The 14,731-nt window shown below is 74.1% G+C and carries 13 protein-coding genes; 6 read left to right on the top strand and 7 right to left on the bottom strand.

Annotated elements, in window-relative coordinates:
• The first annotated feature begins 6 nt into the window (after nucleotides 1–6).
• The 5 genes from Q3W71_RS01445 (at nucleotide 7) to Q3W71_RS01425 (ending at nucleotide 5,008) form a co-directional block, all read left to right on the top strand.
• Nucleotides 7–1,497, top strand: coding sequence for a phosphatase PAP2 family protein (locus tag Q3W71_RS01445; RefSeq protein ID WP_302917453.1), 1,491 nt, complete (start codon nucleotides 7–9; stop codon nucleotides 1,495–1,497).
• A gap of 7 nt (nucleotides 1,498–1,504) precedes the next feature.
• Nucleotides 1,505–2,299 carry an endonuclease/exonuclease/phosphatase family protein gene (locus tag Q3W71_RS01440; RefSeq protein WP_302917452.1) on the top strand — a complete coding sequence of 265 codons (795 nt, stop codon included), beginning with the start codon at nucleotides 1,505–1,507 and terminating at the stop codon, nucleotides 2,297–2,299.
• Nucleotides 2,300–2,396: 97 nt separating this feature from the next.
• Nucleotides 2,397–2,918 carry a SigE family RNA polymerase sigma factor gene (locus Q3W71_RS01435; protein WP_302917451.1) on the top strand — a complete coding sequence of 174 codons (522 nt, stop codon included), beginning with the start codon at nucleotides 2,397–2,399 and terminating at the stop codon, nucleotides 2,916–2,918.
• On the top strand, nucleotides 2,915–4,042 hold the full coding sequence (locus Q3W71_RS01430) for a hypothetical protein (RefSeq protein WP_302917450.1): 1,128 nt from the start codon (nucleotides 2,915–2,917) through the stop codon (nucleotides 4,040–4,042). The genes Q3W71_RS01435 and Q3W71_RS01430 overlap by 4 nt, the downstream gene beginning before the upstream one ends.
• Nucleotides 4,043–4,147: 105 nt before the next feature.
• A complete protein-coding gene (locus Q3W71_RS01425; protein WP_302917449.1) occupies nucleotides 4,148–5,008 on the top strand; it encodes a hypothetical protein in 861 nt (286 codons plus the stop codon).
• Between the two features lie 260 nt (nucleotides 5,009–5,268).
• On the opposite strand, the gene Q3W71_RS01420 is transcribed toward Q3W71_RS01425, so the two are convergent.
• Together Q3W71_RS01420 and Q3W71_RS01415 are read right to left on the bottom strand one after the other, a co-directional pair.
• Complete coding sequence (locus Q3W71_RS01420) at nucleotides 5,269–6,114, bottom strand: alpha/beta fold hydrolase (protein ID WP_302917448.1); 846 nt, start codon at nucleotides 6,112–6,114, stop codon at nucleotides 5,269–5,271.
• A 182-nt stretch (nucleotides 6,115–6,296) separates the two neighbouring features.
• The gene (locus Q3W71_RS01415; RefSeq protein WP_302917447.1) at nucleotides 6,297–7,259 is read right to left on the bottom strand and encodes a TIGR03557 family F420-dependent LLM class oxidoreductase; all 963 of its coding nucleotides are present in this window, start codon (nucleotides 7,257–7,259) and stop codon (nucleotides 6,297–6,299) included.
• Between the two features lie 245 nt (nucleotides 7,260–7,504).
• Here Q3W71_RS01415 and Q3W71_RS01410 point away from each other — a divergent pair, with 245 nt between their 5' ends.
• Nucleotides 7,505–8,857, top strand: coding sequence for a cellulase family glycosylhydrolase (locus Q3W71_RS01410; RefSeq protein WP_302917446.1), 1,353 nt, complete (start codon nucleotides 7,505–7,507; stop codon nucleotides 8,855–8,857).
• Nucleotides 8,858–8,928: 71 nt separating this feature from the next.
• Here the strand turns inward: Q3W71_RS01410 and Q3W71_RS01405 are convergent, their stop codons facing one another.
• The 5 genes from Q3W71_RS01405 to Q3W71_RS01385 all read right to left on the bottom strand — a co-directional run bounded on the left by Q3W71_RS01405 (nucleotide 8,929) and on the right by Q3W71_RS01385 (nucleotide 14,730).
• Nucleotides 8,929–10,197 (bottom strand): RNA polymerase sigma factor, encoded by a 1,269-nt coding sequence (locus tag Q3W71_RS01405; protein WP_302918693.1) that lies wholly within the window; start codon nucleotides 10,195–10,197, stop codon nucleotides 8,929–8,931.
• A gap of 3 nt (nucleotides 10,198–10,200) precedes the next feature.
• Entirely contained in the window at nucleotides 10,201–10,593 is a 393-nt protein-coding gene (locus Q3W71_RS01400; RefSeq protein WP_302918692.1) for a YciI family protein, read from the bottom strand.
• A 134-nt stretch (nucleotides 10,594–10,727) separates the two neighbouring features.
• Complete coding sequence (locus Q3W71_RS01395) at nucleotides 10,728–12,866, bottom strand: alpha-galactosidase (RefSeq protein ID WP_302917445.1); 2,139 nt, start codon at nucleotides 12,864–12,866, stop codon at nucleotides 10,728–10,730.
• Nucleotides 12,863–13,777, bottom strand: coding sequence for a carbohydrate ABC transporter permease (locus Q3W71_RS01390; RefSeq protein WP_302917444.1), 915 nt, complete (start codon nucleotides 13,775–13,777; stop codon nucleotides 12,863–12,865). The genes Q3W71_RS01395 and Q3W71_RS01390 overlap by 4 nt, the downstream gene beginning before the upstream one ends.
• Nucleotides 13,774–14,730, bottom strand: coding sequence for a carbohydrate ABC transporter permease (locus tag Q3W71_RS01385; protein ID WP_302917443.1), 957 nt, complete (start codon nucleotides 14,728–14,730; stop codon nucleotides 13,774–13,776). The genes Q3W71_RS01390 and Q3W71_RS01385 overlap by 4 nt, the downstream gene beginning before the upstream one ends.
• Nucleotide 14,731 lies beyond the last annotated feature (1 nt).

Genomic DNA, 14,731 nt, shown 5'->3' with positions numbered 1-14,731 from the left:
GCTGCCGTGACCACGGTCCGAGAGGCGTTGCGACGACCCCTGGGTCATTTCACCGAACGCACCCTCGCCGGCCTGGCGCTGGTGCTCGGGGCCGGGGTCGGCTTCGGGATCCTGCTGGTCCTGGTCCGGGTGCGGTGGACGCCGCTCTACGACGTCGACCACGGCGTGGCCGCCTGGCTCAACGACCTGGTCGCCCCGCACGGGCCGCTGGTCACCGTGCTCAACGCGCTCACCGACCTCGGTGGCCGGGCGGTCATCATCTGGCTGGTGTCGGTCGCCGTGATCGGCCTGCTGATCCGCCGGCAGGGCCGGCTCGCGGTCTTCCTGATCGTCACCGGCCTCGGCGCGCTGATCCTCGACCCGGCGCTGAAGACGCTGGTCGACCGGCTGCGCCCCGAGGTGGAGGTGCCGATCGGCAGCTACGCCGGGGACAGCTTCCCCAGCGGGCACGCGCTCGGCTCGATGGTCGCCTACGGGGCGCTGCTGCTGGTCTTCCTGCCCGCCATGTCGCGCCGCTGGCGCAAGCCGGCGATCGCCCTGGTCGCCGCCGTGGTGACCCTGATCGGCCTGACCCGGATCGCGCTCGGCGTGCACTTCGTCTCCGACGTGCTGGGCGCCTGGCTGCTCGGCGCCGCCTGGCTCGGCGTCACCGCGTACGCCTTCCGGTTGTGGCGGCTGGAGCGCGGCCGGCCGGTGCCGCCGATCACCGAGGGGCTGGAGCCGGAGGCCGCGCACGACGTGGCCCCCGCCCCGGACGAGGCGCACCTGCTGCCGCACCCCCGGGCCGCCGTGTTCGAGCTGATCGTCGGCTGGGTGCTGGTGCTCGGCGCCCTCTACGGCTTCGGCATGTTCGTCAGCTACCACGCCGGCGGGACCTTCTTCGCCACCCTGGACACCGACGTGCCGCGGTGGTTCGCCGAGCACCGCACGCCGGGCCGGGACGACGTCAGCTGGTGGTGGAGCAAGGCCGGCGACACCCACGCCATCCTGCTCATCTCGCTGGTCTTCTGCCCGCTGGTGCTGGCCGTGTGGCGGCGCTGGCGACCGGTGCTGTTCGTGGCGCTGACCATGTTCGGCGAGCTGAGCCTCTTCCTCGCCGCGGCCGCCGCGGTGGACCGGCCGCGCCCGCCGGTGGGGAACCTGGACGGGCCGATGCCCACCTCGTCCTTCCCGTCCGGGCACATCGCGGCCACGCTCTGCGTCTGGATCGCGATCACGCTGATCGTCTTCCCGCGTACTGACCGCTGGTGGCGGTGGATCTTCGTGGCGCTGGCGGTGGTCATGCCGGTCGGGGTGGCGGTCTCCCGGATGTACCGGGGCATGCACCACCCGACCGACTTCATGGGCGCGATCATGCTCACCACACTCTGGATCGGGCTGCTGTACTGGGTCGTCCGGCCGAACGAGGACCTGCGCGAGGGCAACCGGCCGAGCATCGAGTCCGAGGACGTGCGCACCCTCGACGACGAGCTGGCCAAGGCCGCCCGGGTGGAGTGAGCGGCCCGTGCTGCGGGTGATGACCTGGAACATCCGCACCGGCGGCCGGGACCGGGGCGGCCCCGACCGGCGGGACCAGGTGTCGCGGGTGGTCGCCGGGCAGCGGCCGGACGTCCTCGCGGTGCAGGAGCTGCGCGGTTTCGACGGCGGGGCGCTGGCCGGGTTCGCCGCCCGGCTCGGGATGCGCGGCCACCTGGCCCGCTCCTGCTTCGGGCAGCCGGTCGCGGTGCTGGTCCGCCCGCCGTGGCGGGTGGTGGGCGCCGGTCCGCTGCGCCGGCCGTTCCACCACGCCGCCCAGCGGGTGGTGCTGGCCACCGGAGCCGGCCCGCTCACCGTGCTGAGCACCCACCTGCATCCGTACTCGGGCACCCGGCGGCTGGTCGAGGCGGGCTGGGCGGCGACCGCGCTGCGCCGGGCGCCGGGCGAGCTGGCACTGCTGGCCGGCGACCTGAACACCCTCGACCCGGTCACCGACCACACCGACCGGATCGCCCGGCTCGCCCCGCCGTACCGCCGCCGGCACCTGCGCCGGGACGGGCGGACCGTGGACAGCCGGGCGGTGGCCCGGCTGCTGGAAGCGGGCCTGGTCGACCTGTACCCGGCCGGGACGCCGGACGAGGGGCTGACCGTGCCCACCCGGCACGGCGGCGGCGAGTTCTCCGGGATGCGGCTGGACTACCTGCTCGGCACGCCGGCGCTGGCCGCCCGGGTGCGGGACTGCCGGGTGCTCCGCGGCGGCGAGACGGAGTACGCCTCCGACCACTACCCGCTCGTCGCCGAGGTGGACCTGACCCCGGGCTGACCGGTCCGCGAAATCGACCGCGCGGGCGTGCAACCCTTTCCGCTCCGGCGCTCATCGGTACGGGTGAAGTCGCGCGGACCGGAGCGGGGAGTGGCCGATGCAGGCGACACAGCGGCAGGAGTACGTCGAGTTCGTCACCGGGGCCACCCCGAAGCTGCGGCGCACCGCGTACCTGCTGACCGGCGACGGCGACCGCGCCGACGACGTGGTGCAGCAGACGCTCGTCCAGCTCTACGTGAAGTGGCACCGGGTGCGGGACGCCGACGACCTGGGCGCCTACGTGCACCGGATGCTGGTGAACGCCTTCCGGCAGGAGCGCCGGTCCCGGTGGCGCGGGGTGTACCTGTTCGACCGCGCGCCGGAACCACCGGCGGGGACCGGGCCGCCGGACGAGGGGGACACGGTCGCGGACGGCATGGCGGTACGCGCCGCGCTGGCGGCGGTCCCGCCCGGCCAGCGGGTGGTCCTGGTGCTCCGGTTCTACGCCGACCTGACGGTGGAACAGACCGCCGCGGTGCTCGGCTGCTCGACCGGCAACGTCAAGAGTCAGACGGCGCGCGGCCTGGCCGCGCTGCGCCGGCAGATGCCCGATGGGGATCCGAAGGAGGTGCGCCGATGAGCTGGGACGACGAGCGCGAGGTCCGCGACCTGCTGCTCCGCGCTGCCGACGAGTTGCCGGCCGCGACGGTGCTGCCGGAGCCGCTGCTGGCCGAGGGGAGACGGGCCGTCCGTCGGCGACGCCTCGTCGCGGGGGCCGCCGCCGTGGTCACCGTGCTCGCCCTGCTCGGCGCCACGGCCCTGCTCGACGCCGCCCGCCCGACGCCACCCCCGGCCCCACCGGCTTCCCGTCCGCCGGCCGAGGCGCCGGAGCGCTTCGACCCGGGGCAGTGGCTCTTCCGGCTCGACGGGATACCGGACGACCTGCCACTGCGGACCTACTCGACGGACCACCGTACCCAGTGGGTGACGGCGGCCAGCCTGCTGCCAGGAGAGGATCCGTCGAAGGGGCTCGTCAGGCTGGACCGCGTCGTCACCGTCAAGATCGCAGCCCGCGGAGTCGACGTCTTCGCTGCGATGCGCGAGTCCGACGCCCGCGCCGAACCCCGGCGCCCCACCCCGGCACCGCTGCCCGGGAATCCGGTCGACCCGGTGCAGGGCGCACCGGCCTACCTGCACACCAGCCCCGACGAACGGGAGACCCGCCTGTCCTGGCAGTACGCCCCGGACGCCTGGGCCGTCGTCACCGTGCGGGGCGACGAGGGAACGGAGGGGGTGGCCCGCCGGTTCGCCGCGAGCATGGTCTGGCAGCCGTACCGGGTCACCCTGCCGTTCCTCGACGTCGCCCCGCCGGCCGGTGCCCGGCTCCACCGCGCCGTCGTCACGGTTTACGACGGGCGGTGGGAGGCGGCGAACCTGGGCTACCTGGCGCCCTTCCAGCCGGATTCACCACAGGCCCACGAGGACCTGAGCATCGGAGTATCGCGAGACCTGCCCACGTCGATGAAGCGAGGCGAAACCACTGTCGCCGGGCGGCCGGCCTGGGTGGACGGCACGACCGGAGGGCCCGGGGTGTACCGGGTCGGCCAGGTGCCGGGTACCTGCCCGACCTGCGTCGCCCAGGTGAGTTCGAATTCGGTGTCCGGTCGCGACGCCCTGGGTGGACGCGATAAGGCGCTCGCCCTCGCGGCGACCGTTCGGCTGGTCGACGCCCCGGACGACATGGCTGCCTGGCGGCCGTTGTAACCGTGACCACCGTGCTCGGTCCGGGCCGCGTCGACGCGTCCCGGACCGACCATCGCCCCGCCAGCCGGGACCGCGGCCGTTGCCCCGGCTGGCTACGGTGACCCGGTGATCGACCCCGCACCGCCCCGGTCGCCAGTCCGGTCCGACGCCCCCGTCCCGCCCCGGTCGCCGGTCCCGTCCGGGACCCCGGCACCACCCCGGCCGCCGATCCGGCCCGCCGCGCCCGCACCGCTGGTGGCCGCCGTCGCCCGGGGGATCGCCCTGGTCGTGGTGCTGCCGGTCCGGCTGGTCTGGGAACTGGTCGCCGCCGTCGGGGCCGCGCTGCACCGGTGGCTGCTCGCCCCGGTCGGCCGCTTCGTCGACCGGTGGCTGCTGCGCCCGCTGCGGTGGCTGCTGCACCACGCGCTCTGGCTGCCGCTGGTCTGGCTGTTCCGCAACCTCATCTGGCTGCCGCTGGTCTGGCTGGGTCGGGGACTGGCCTGGCTGGCCCGGATCCTGGTCTGGGTGCCGCTGGTCTGGTTGGGGCGCGGGCTCGCCTGGCTGGCGCGCACGGTGGTCTGGCTGCCGCTGGCCTGGTTGGGGTACCACCTGGTGTGGCTGCCGGCGGCGTGGCTGGCCCGCCGGCTCGCGCCGCTCGGCCGGTGGCTGCTGGCCGGGCTGACCGCCGTCGGCCGGTGGCTGCTGCGCGGCGCGGCGGCCGTCGCCCGGGTGCTGCTCGGCGCGCTCCGCTGGGCCTGGTGGGCGGCCGGCCGGCTGCTCTGGTGGGGGTACGTCGTAACGCTGCGGCCGTTCGTGCGCGGGGCGGGCTGGTTGTGGCGGCACGCCGTGGTGCCGGTGGGCCGGGCGTTCGCCGCCGCCTGGCGGGCCACCGTCACCCCGGCCACCCGCTGGCTCCGCCACACCGTCCTGGACCCGATCCGCGCCACCACCCGCGAGGTGCTGACCGCCCTCGGCCTCCGCCACTGACCCCCGCACACACTGTCAACCCGATCCCGCCGCACGCGCAGAGCGGATCGGATCTTGGTACGAAACGGCCCCTACAGGGGCCATTTTCTACCAAGATCGCCCGGTGGGCCGCGCCCCGGTGGGCGCGGGGCGCGGCTCAGAAGAGGAGGTTGAGCCCGACGGTCAGGACGATCGAGGCGACCAGCGAGAAGAGGATCATCAGCAGGCAGCCGACGCCGCCGCCGAGCGGGCGGATCTCCACGTTTCCGAAGCGCATCGGGTCACCTCTCCGTCGTCGAGGGGTCGAGGAAGGCGCGGATCGCGGCGGCGACCTGCGCCGGGGCCGTGGTGGCGACATTGTGCGCGGCGCCGGGCACCACCACCTCCCGGGCGTCCGGGACGAGCCGGGCCAGCTCGCTGCGCCAGGGCGGTGGCACCACCGGGTCCCGGGCGCCGGTGACCACCAGGGTCGGGGCGGTTATCCGGACCAGGTCGGCCTCCACCGCGTTGCGCACCGAGTGGGTCAGCGTGGCGGAGACCCGCCAGGGGCGGGCGTCCCAGACGTCGCGCAGCAGGATCGGCGCCTGCAACGGCGCCTCCCGGAGGGTGTCGACCAGCCACCGTCCGAACTGGGCACGCCGGGAGCGCGAGGTCGGATCGGTGGTCGGCCCGGCCAGCACCACCGCGCGGACCGCGTCGGGGTGCCGGGCGGCGACCGCCGCGGCGACCTCCGCGCCGAAGGAGTGCCCGACCAGGCAGACCGGCGGCAGCCGGTACGCGGCCAGCCAGGCGGCGAGGTGCGCCGCGTGCCCGGGCACGTCGTACGCGGTGTCGGGGTGGGCGGAGAGCCCGAAGCCGGGCAGGTCCGGCACGTACACCGGATGGCTGGCGGCCAGCGCCAGGGCCAGCGGGGTGAGGTAGCGGTGCGACACGGCCAGCCCGTGCACCAGCACCACCGGCGGTGCGCCGGTGCCCGGGTCGCCGCCCCGGCGGGTGTGCGTCCGCAGCCCGGCGACCAGCCGCCACTCGCTGGTCAGCCCGGCGGCCGGGCGTGGCGCGGCGAACGCCAGGCGGAGGTCCGCCGGCCCGAACCGCCCGGGCGGCATGCTCGCCGGCCGGCGGAGCAACTCGGTGACCGGATCCGGCGTGGTGGGCCGCCGCGGTGGGTCGACCGCCCGCGTCGCCGGCCCGGACGGTTCGCCGCCGGCAGGTGAGCCGGTCGCGCTCCCGGCGGGGCGTCGGGCCGGCCCGGGCGGTTCGTGACCACCGGGTGAGCCGGTCGCGCTCCCGGCCGGGCGTCGGGCGGGCCTCACAGGTCGCGCAGCCGCGGGAGCAGCTGCTCCTGCGCCCAGTCCAGGAACATCGGCTGGCTGTCGCCGCCCACCTGCACGATGGCCACGTGGGTGAAGCCGGCGTCGACGAACTTCTTGAACGCCTCGACGTGCCGGTCCACGTCCGGCCCGCAGGAGATGCCCGCGGCGACGTCCTCCTCGCGGACGAACTGGGTGGCCGCGGCGAACCCCTCCGGCCCGGGCAGCTCGGCGTTGACCTTCCAGCCCAGCCCGAACCAGCGGAACTGGTCGTGCACGATCTTGCGGCACTCGGCCTCGTCCGGGCCGTAGCAGATGGCCACCTGCCCGTACCGGGGCTGGCCGGCGCCGCCGGCGTCCTCGAACAGCTCGACGATGTGCGGGTCCGGTTCGGTGGCGATGACGCCGTTGCCGTACTCGGCGGCGAGGGTGGCCGACTGCCGGCCCGAGGCGGCGATCGCCATCGGCACCGGGGTGTCCGGCCGGTCCCAGACGTAGGCGTCCGGCACGTCGTAGTGGTTGCCGGAGAAGGTCAGCGTCTCGCCGTTCAGCAGCGGCCGGATGATCTGCAGCGCCTCCTCGAACATCTCGTGCCGCTGCTGCACGTGCGGCCAGCCGCCCACCACGTGCTCGTTGAGGTTCTCCCCGGCGCCCAGGCCGAGGGTGAACCGGCCGTCCGAGAGCACCCCGACGGTGCTCGCCTTCTGCGCCACCACGGCCGGGTGGTAGCGGCGGATCGGGCAGGTGACGAAGGACATCAGCTCCGCCCGGCAGGTGGCGTGCGCGACCGCGCCGAGCACCGACCAGGCGTACGGGGAGTGCCCCTGGGAGTCCAGCCAGGGGTAGTAGTGGTCGGAGACGACTAGCTGGTCGAAGCCGGCCGCCTCGGCCCGTACCGCATGGTCGACCAGTTGCTTGGGACCGGCCTGCTCGCACATCAGGGTGTAGCCCACGCTGACCATGACGCCTCTCCTTCCGACCCGGGCGGAACATCCCCGGATACCCCGGCGGCCGTCGGTCAACCCTCCCGTCCGGTTCGTGGGCCGCCCCGACGGGCGGACCTTAACCGGTTCATTGCGTTCCCGAACCCATCGGCCTACGCTGATCCCTGCGCCGGGATCCGGGCGGCGGCCGTCGGGCTGCGGCCGCCTTCCCCTGTCAGTTCCCTCCCCACCGGGCAGTGGGGGTCCTCCCGTTGAGGAAGGCCATGAAGACACGACTCACCGCCGCCGGCGCGGCCCTGCTCGCCCTCCTGGCCGCCGTGCTGGCGTTCGGGCCACCGGCGCAGGCCGCGGCCGGCTTCACCGTCGCCAACGGCAAGCTCTACGACGCCAACGGCGCCGAGTTCGTCATGCGCGGCGTCAACCACGCGCACACCTGGTACCCGCAGCAGACCAGCTCGTTCGCCAACGTCAAGGCGCTCGGCGCGAACACCGTCCGGGTGGTGCTGGCCAGCGGCCAGCGCTGGACTCGCAACACCGACGCCGACGTCGCCAACGTCGTCTCGCTGTGCAAGGCCAACCGGCTGATCTGCGTGCTGGAGGTGCACGACACCACCGGCTACGGCGAGCAGAGCGGCGCGGCCAGCCTCGACCAGGCCGTCGACTACTGGATCAGCCTCGCCGACGTGCTCACCGGCGAGGAGGAGTACGTCATCGTCAACATCGGCAACGAGCCGTACGGCAACCAGGGCTACGCGGCCTGGACCACCGACACCAGCAACGCGATCAAACGGCTGCGTGCCGCCGGCTTCGACCACACGATCATGGTGGACGCCCCGAACTGGGGTCAGGACTGGGCGTTCACCATGCGCGACAACGCCGCGTCGGTGTTCGCCGCCGACCCGGACCGCAACACCGTCTTCTCCGTCCACATGTACGGCGTCTTCGACACCGCCGCCGAGATCAGCGACTACCTCGGCCGGTTCCGCAGCGCCGGACTGCCCATCGTGGTCGGGGAGTTCGGCCACAACCACTCCGACGGCGACCCGAACGAGGAGGCGATCTTCGCCTACACCCAGGCCAACGGGATCGGCTGGCTCGGCTGGTCGTGGAGCGGCAACGGCGGCGGGGTCGAGTACCTCGACATGGCCACCAACTTCAACCCGGCCAGCCTGACCAGCTGGGGGCAGCGGATCTTCAACGGCGCCAACGGCATCCGGCAGACCGCCCGGGAGGCGACCGTCTTCGGCACCCCGCCGACCACCCCGCCCCCGACCACGCCGCCGCCCACCACGCCGCCGCCGACCACCCCGCCGCCGGGCGGGTGCACGGCCAGCTACACGGTGGTCAACCAGTGGCCCGGCGGCTTCCAGGGCGAGGTGAAGGTGACCGCCGGGTCGGCCGCGATCACCGGCTGGACGACGACCTGGACGTTCGCCAACGGCCAGGCGGTCAACCAGTCCTGGAACACCCGGCTGACCAGCAGCGGGTCGGCGGTCACCGCGCGCAACGTCGACTGGAACGGCCGGCTCGGCGCCGGCGCGAGCACCAGCTTCGGCTTCATCGCCAGCTGGAACGGCGCCAACGCGGTGCCGGCGGTGAGCTGCGCCGCCAGCTGACCGGCGAGCACCACCGGTGGCCGGGTCCGCGCGGGCCCGGCCACCCCGCCGACCGGTCGCCGCCGGGCCGGTCAGGACGGGGCGACGCCCTCGGCCGTGGCGATCCTGGCCGCGCGCATGGTGAGGTAACGCTGCTCGGGCAGGCTGGTGGTGAGCCCGGCGGCCACCCGGTAGTGGTGCACCGCGCGGTCCCGGTCACCGGCCATCTCGTACAGGTGGGCGCGGGCCGCGTGCAGCCGGTGGTGCCCGGCCAGCCGTGGATCGTCGGCCAGGGCGGCGAGGGCGTCCAGCCCGGCGGCCGGGCCGTGCACCATGGCGGTGGCCACCGCCCGGTTCAGCGCCACCACCGGGCTGGCGGAGTGCCGCTCCAGCACCTGGTACAGGGCGAGGATCTGCGGCCAGTCGGTCTGCCCAGCGGTGGGCGCCTCGTCGTGCAGCGCCGCGATGGCCGCCTGGAGCTGGTACGGCCCGACGGGCCCGCGCGGCAGCGCCCGGGTGACCAGCGCGACGCCCTCGGCGATCAGCGCCGCGTCCCAGCGGCTCCGGTCCTGCTCGGCCAGGGAGATCAGCTCGCCGGCCGGCCCGGTCCGGGCCGCGCTGCGGGCGTCGGTGAGCAGCATCAGCGCCAGCAGCCCGGCGACCTCGCTGTCGTCGGGCAGCAGCCGGTGGATCGCCCGGGCCAGCCGGATGGCCTCCTCGGCCAGGTCCACCCGACGCAGTTCCGCGCCGAGGCTGGCGGTGTGCCCCTCGGTGAAGATCAGGTAGAGCACGTGCAGCACCGCGGCCAGCCGTCGCTCCCGGTCCCGCTCGTCGGGCATCCGGAACGGCAGGCCGGAGCTGCGGATGCGCTGCTTGGCCCGGCTGATCCGTTGCGCCATGGTGGCCTCGGGCACGAGGAAGGCGCGGGCGATCTCGGCGGTGCTGAGCCCGCCCACCGCGCGCAGGGTCAGCGCGATCTGCGAGGCCGGCGAGAGCGCCGGGTGGCAGCAGAGGAAGAGCAGCACCAGCGTGTCGTCGCGGTCGGCGGTCAGCTGCTCGTCCACCGCCGGCACGACCTGGCGGTCGTCCGGCTCGCGGCGGGCGACGAGATCCTCCCGGCGTCGCCGGGCCGCCTCGCCGCGGACCAGTTCGACCATCCGGCGGTACGCGACCTGGATGAGCCAGCCGCGCGGGTTGTCCGGCGTACCCCCGGCCGGCCACTGGGTGGCCGCCGCCAGCAGCGCCTCCTGCACCGCGTCCTCGGCGGTGGCGAAGTCACCGAACCGGCGCGCGAGCACGCCGAGGACCTGCGGCGCCAGCTCGCGCAGCAGGTCCTCGACACCTCGGTCAGGGGCGGACAGTCGTCACATCTCCTGCGGTGGCGCGGACATCACCGGGTGCACCTCGATCGGCATGTTCAGCGGCCGGCCACCCGGGCCGGGCGCGGTGGAGATGTGCGCGGCGATCTCGACGGCCCGCTCCGGGCTGTCGGTGTCGACGATCCACCAGCCGGCGAGGAACTCCTTGGTCTCGGCGAACGGGCCCTCGGTGACCACCGGCGCCCCGTCCGCGCCCGCCCGGACGATCTTCGCCTGCGCCGGCCCGGCGAGCCCCTCGCCCTGGACCCACTCCCCGTCGGCGACCAGCTTCGCGTTCACGTCCCCCATGAAGGCGATGTGCGCCTGGATCTCCTCGGGCGTCCACGTCTCGATCGAGGGGAAGTCCGTGCCCGCCGAGCTGAACTGCATCAGCAACATGTACTTCACGTCTCGCTCCTCACGTCTGCGCACCATCATCGGTGCTCTCACCCTGAGGTAGAAGCAGGCGCACCCGTTCTCGACATCCGCGTCGGGGAAATTTCCGGCGGATTCTCGGGCCGGCCCGACGCGGCTCAGTCCAGCGCGGTGACCTCCAGCAGCAGCGCCTGCTCCGGGTGCAGCGCGGGCAGTTGCAACCCCGCCGTGCCCAGTGCCGCGCCGGTCAGCGTCGCGCCGGCGGCCAGCCACGGCGGCGGCACCCGGTCCAGGGTCGCCGGCCCGGGTACGCCGCGCGCCGGCCGGACGGTGTAGCGCCGCCGCCGGTCCAGGCCGGGCAGCCGGACCGGGCCGGGCACCTGGGCCACCGAGGTGGCCAGCCGGGCCACCGCGTACACCGCCTGCGAGCGGTCGTGCGCGACCACGCCGTGCGCCCAGACGGCCGGGTCGGGGTGGTCCACCCGGACCACCCGCCCGGCGTGCAGCAGCGGGCGGAGCCGCTTGTGCAGCGCCACCCAGGCGGCCAGTTCGGCCCGCTCGCCAGCGTCGATCGAGCCGATGTCCCACTCGATGCCGTAGTGGCCGAAGAGCGCGGTGGTGGCGCGGAAGCTGAGGTCGTGCACCCGGTGGGTGGTGTGCGAGCGCTCCGGCCCGATGTGGCTGCCGACCAGCTCGGGCGGGAGCAGCAGCCCGGTCCAGCGCTGGATCGCCAGCCGCTCCAGGGCGTCGTTGCAGTCGCTGGCCCAGACCCGGTCGGTGCGGGCGAGGATCTCCAGGTCGACCCGGGCGCCGCCGGAGGCGCAGCTCTCGATCTCCACCGCCGGGTGGCGGCGGCGCAGCTCGTCGAGGAGCCGGTAGACCGCGAGGGTCTGCTCGTGCACCCCGGGCCGGCCGTGGTGGCCGGCGTCGGTGAGGTCCCGGTTGTGGTCCCACTTGAGGTAGCCGATCCCGGGATGCTCGGTGAGCAGCGCGTCCAGCCGGTCGAGCAGGTAGCCGTACGCCTCGGGGTGGGCCAGGTCGAGCACCTGCTGGTTGCGCCACGTCGGGGGCAGCCGGCCGGGCACCGCGAGCACCCAGTCGGGGTGGGCGCGGAACAGGTCGGAGTCGGGGTTGACCATCTCCGGCTCGACCCAGAGCCCGAACTGCAGGCCGCGCGCGGTGACGTGCTCGATCAGCGGGTGCAGCCCGGCCGGCCAGACGTCGTGGTCGACGTACCAGTCGCCGAGCCCGGCGGTGTCGTCGCGCCGGCCGCGGAACCAGCCGTCGTCGAGCACGAACCGTTCCACGCCGACCTCGGCGGCGTGGTCGGCGAGGGCCCGCAGCCGGTCCAGGTCGTGGTCGAAGTAGACCGCCTCCCAGACGTTCAGGGTGACCGGGCGGGGGCCGCGCGGGTGCCGGGGCCGGGCCCGCAGGTGGCGGTGCAGCACGTCGCTCAGCCCGTCCAGCCCGGCGTCCGACCAGGCAGCGTAGAGCAGGGGAGTGGCGTACTCCGCGCCGGGGGCGAGCAGCACCTCGCCGGGGGCGAGCAGTTCGCCGCCGCCGAGGGTGGACTCGCCGGTCGGCCGGCGCTCGGCGACGGTGACGTGGTCGCCGCTCCACGCGGTGTGCACCGCCCACACCTCGCCGTGGCCGAACCCGAACCCGGCAGTGCCGGCGACCAGCAGCAGCGTGGCGTCGTGCCCGGTACGCCCGTGCCGCCCCTCCCGGACCCAGGCGCCCATCGGCCACGGGTGCCGCTGCGGCGAGCGTTCCCGGCACCACCGCCCGGTCAGGTCGAGCAGTTCGGTGGCGACCGGTGGCACCGGCAGCACCGGGGTCAGCTCGCGCAGCTCGTAGGCGGTGGCGCCGGTGTTGCGCAGCCGGTGGCGCAGCAGCAGCAGGCCGGTGGGGTCCAGTTCCAGCTCGACGGCCAGCGCCAGCCCGGCCCCGGCGTCGACCGCCCGTACGGTGACCCGCGCGGCGGAGGCCGGGTCGTCGTCGGAGACCTCGACCGCGTCGAGCCGGAACGCGGTCGACCAGGCGGCGCGCTCCCGGTGCCCGGCCAGGGCGGGGCGGCCGCTCCAGCCGGCGCTCGCCTCCGGCAGCAGGGACAGCACGGTGGGCGCGTCGAAGGCGCTCGGCACCACGGGCGCGACGCTGGCCGCGGCGAGCTGCCGCAGGCCGTCGGCGTCGAGCGGGCCGAGGTCGCCGCCCCAGTGCACGACCCGGGGCAGGCCCGGGCCGCGCGCGTCGAGCACCAGGTGGGTCCCGCCGCGGCGCAGGTGGACGATCGTCATCCCTTGGAAGCTCCCAGCGTCAGCCCCCGGACGAACTGCTTCTGCAACAGGAAGAAGATCACCAGGGTGGGGATCGCGACCAGCACGGAGCCGGCCGAGACCAGGTTGTTGTCGGTGAAGAACTCGCCGCGCAGGTTGTTCAGCGAGCTGGTCACCGGGAACTTGTCCCCGGTGCGCATCAGCACGGTGGCCCAGAAGAACTCGTTGTAGATCCAGGTCACCTCCAGGGTGGCCAGCGCCGCCAGGGCGGGCCGGCACAGCGGCATGGTGACCTGCCAGTACTGCCGCCAGACGCTGGCCCCGTCGACCATCGCCGCCTCGTACAGGTCGCGCGGCAGCGCCTTCATGTAGTTGCTCAGCACGAAGACGCAGAAGCCGCACTGGAAGGCGACGTTGACCAGGATCAGGCCCCAGTAACTGTCGTAGAGCAGTTCCGAGTCGCTCAGGAACGCCGGCAGCGGCACCTGGGTGAAGAGCCGGAACAGCGGGATCAGCAGGGCCTGCTGCGGCAGCAGGTTCGCCGCGGTGAACAGGCCGAGCAGGACGATGTTGACCTTCCAGCTGAACCGGGCGATGACGAACGCCACGCAGGAGGCGAGGAAGAGGGTCAGCAGCACCGCCGGCACGGTGATGTAGACGGAGTTGAGGAAGTGCTGGCCGAACTCGGCGGTGCGCCAGGCGGTGACGTAGTTGTCCAGGGTCCAGCCGCCGAAGGAGACATAGCCGTTGGCGGCGGTGTACTCGTAGGAGCGCAGCGAGGTCAGCACGGCCCAGAGGATCGGGAAGAGCCAGCCGAGCGCCACCGCGGTGAGGAAGACGTGCAGCACCACCCGTTGCGGGCGCAGCGGGCGGCGCTGCCGGCGGGGGGCGTCCGCCAGGTCGGTCGGGCGGGTCGTCGTCGCGGTGCTCATCGGCGCCCCTCCCGCATCACGGTGGCCAGGTAGATGGTGATGAAGACCAGCGAGACGACGAGCATGATGGTCGCCAGCGCCGAGCCGAAGCCGATCCGGCTGGCCTCGCCGACCACGTTCTGGGTGACCAGCGCGGAGAGCAGCTCCAGCCCGTTGCGGCCCTTGTTGACCACCCAGACCAGGTCGAACGCGCGCAGCGACTCGATCACCGTCACCACCAGCACGATGATGTTGATCGGGCGGAGCACCGGGAACACCACCCGGAAGAAGGTGTTGACCTCCGAGGCGCCGTCCACCGCCGCCGCCTCGCGCAGCGACGGGTCGACGCCCTTCAGCCCGGCCAGGTACAGCAGCATGATGTAGCCGACGTGCCGCCAGGCCGAGGCGACCAGCACGGCCCAGATGTTGACGTCCGGGTCGCCGTACCAGTCGACGTCGGTGCCGAACACCCCGTTGATCAGGCCCTGGTCGCGGGAGTAGAGCAGCTGCCAGACGAAGCCGATCAGCGCCAGCGAGAGCACCACCGGCAGGTAGAGCGCGGTCTGGTAGAACCGGCTGCCGCGCAGCTCCTTGTCGAGCAGCACGGCCAGGAACATCCCCAGCGGGGTGGCCACCACGAACAGCGCGGCCAGCCAGAGCAGGTTGTTCTGCACGGCCGGGACGAACGGCGGGTAGATCTGTACGACGTCGGCGTAGTTGCGGCCGCCGACCCACTCGATCTCGCTCAACGGGCCGATGCCGTCCCAGTCGGTGCCGGAGAGCGCCACCGTGGCCAGCGCCGGCAGCCAGACCAGGCCGACGACGAGCAGCAGCGGTACGAGCACCATCAGCGCGATCACCACGCGGTCGGTGCGGGACAGGAGCCGTAGCCGGCGGCCACGGCCACCCGTGGGGGTGGCCGCGGCCGGCGACGGCACGGCGCGATCCGCTTGGATCAGGGGCAGGTCGGACACG

This window comes from Micromonospora sp. C28SCA-DRY-2 (assembly GCF_030519475.1).
In the GTDB taxonomy this organism is placed as follows: Bacteria; Actinomycetota; Actinomycetes; order Mycobacteriales; family Micromonosporaceae; genus Micromonospora.
This window is presented reverse-complemented; position numbering and strand designations above follow the sequence as displayed.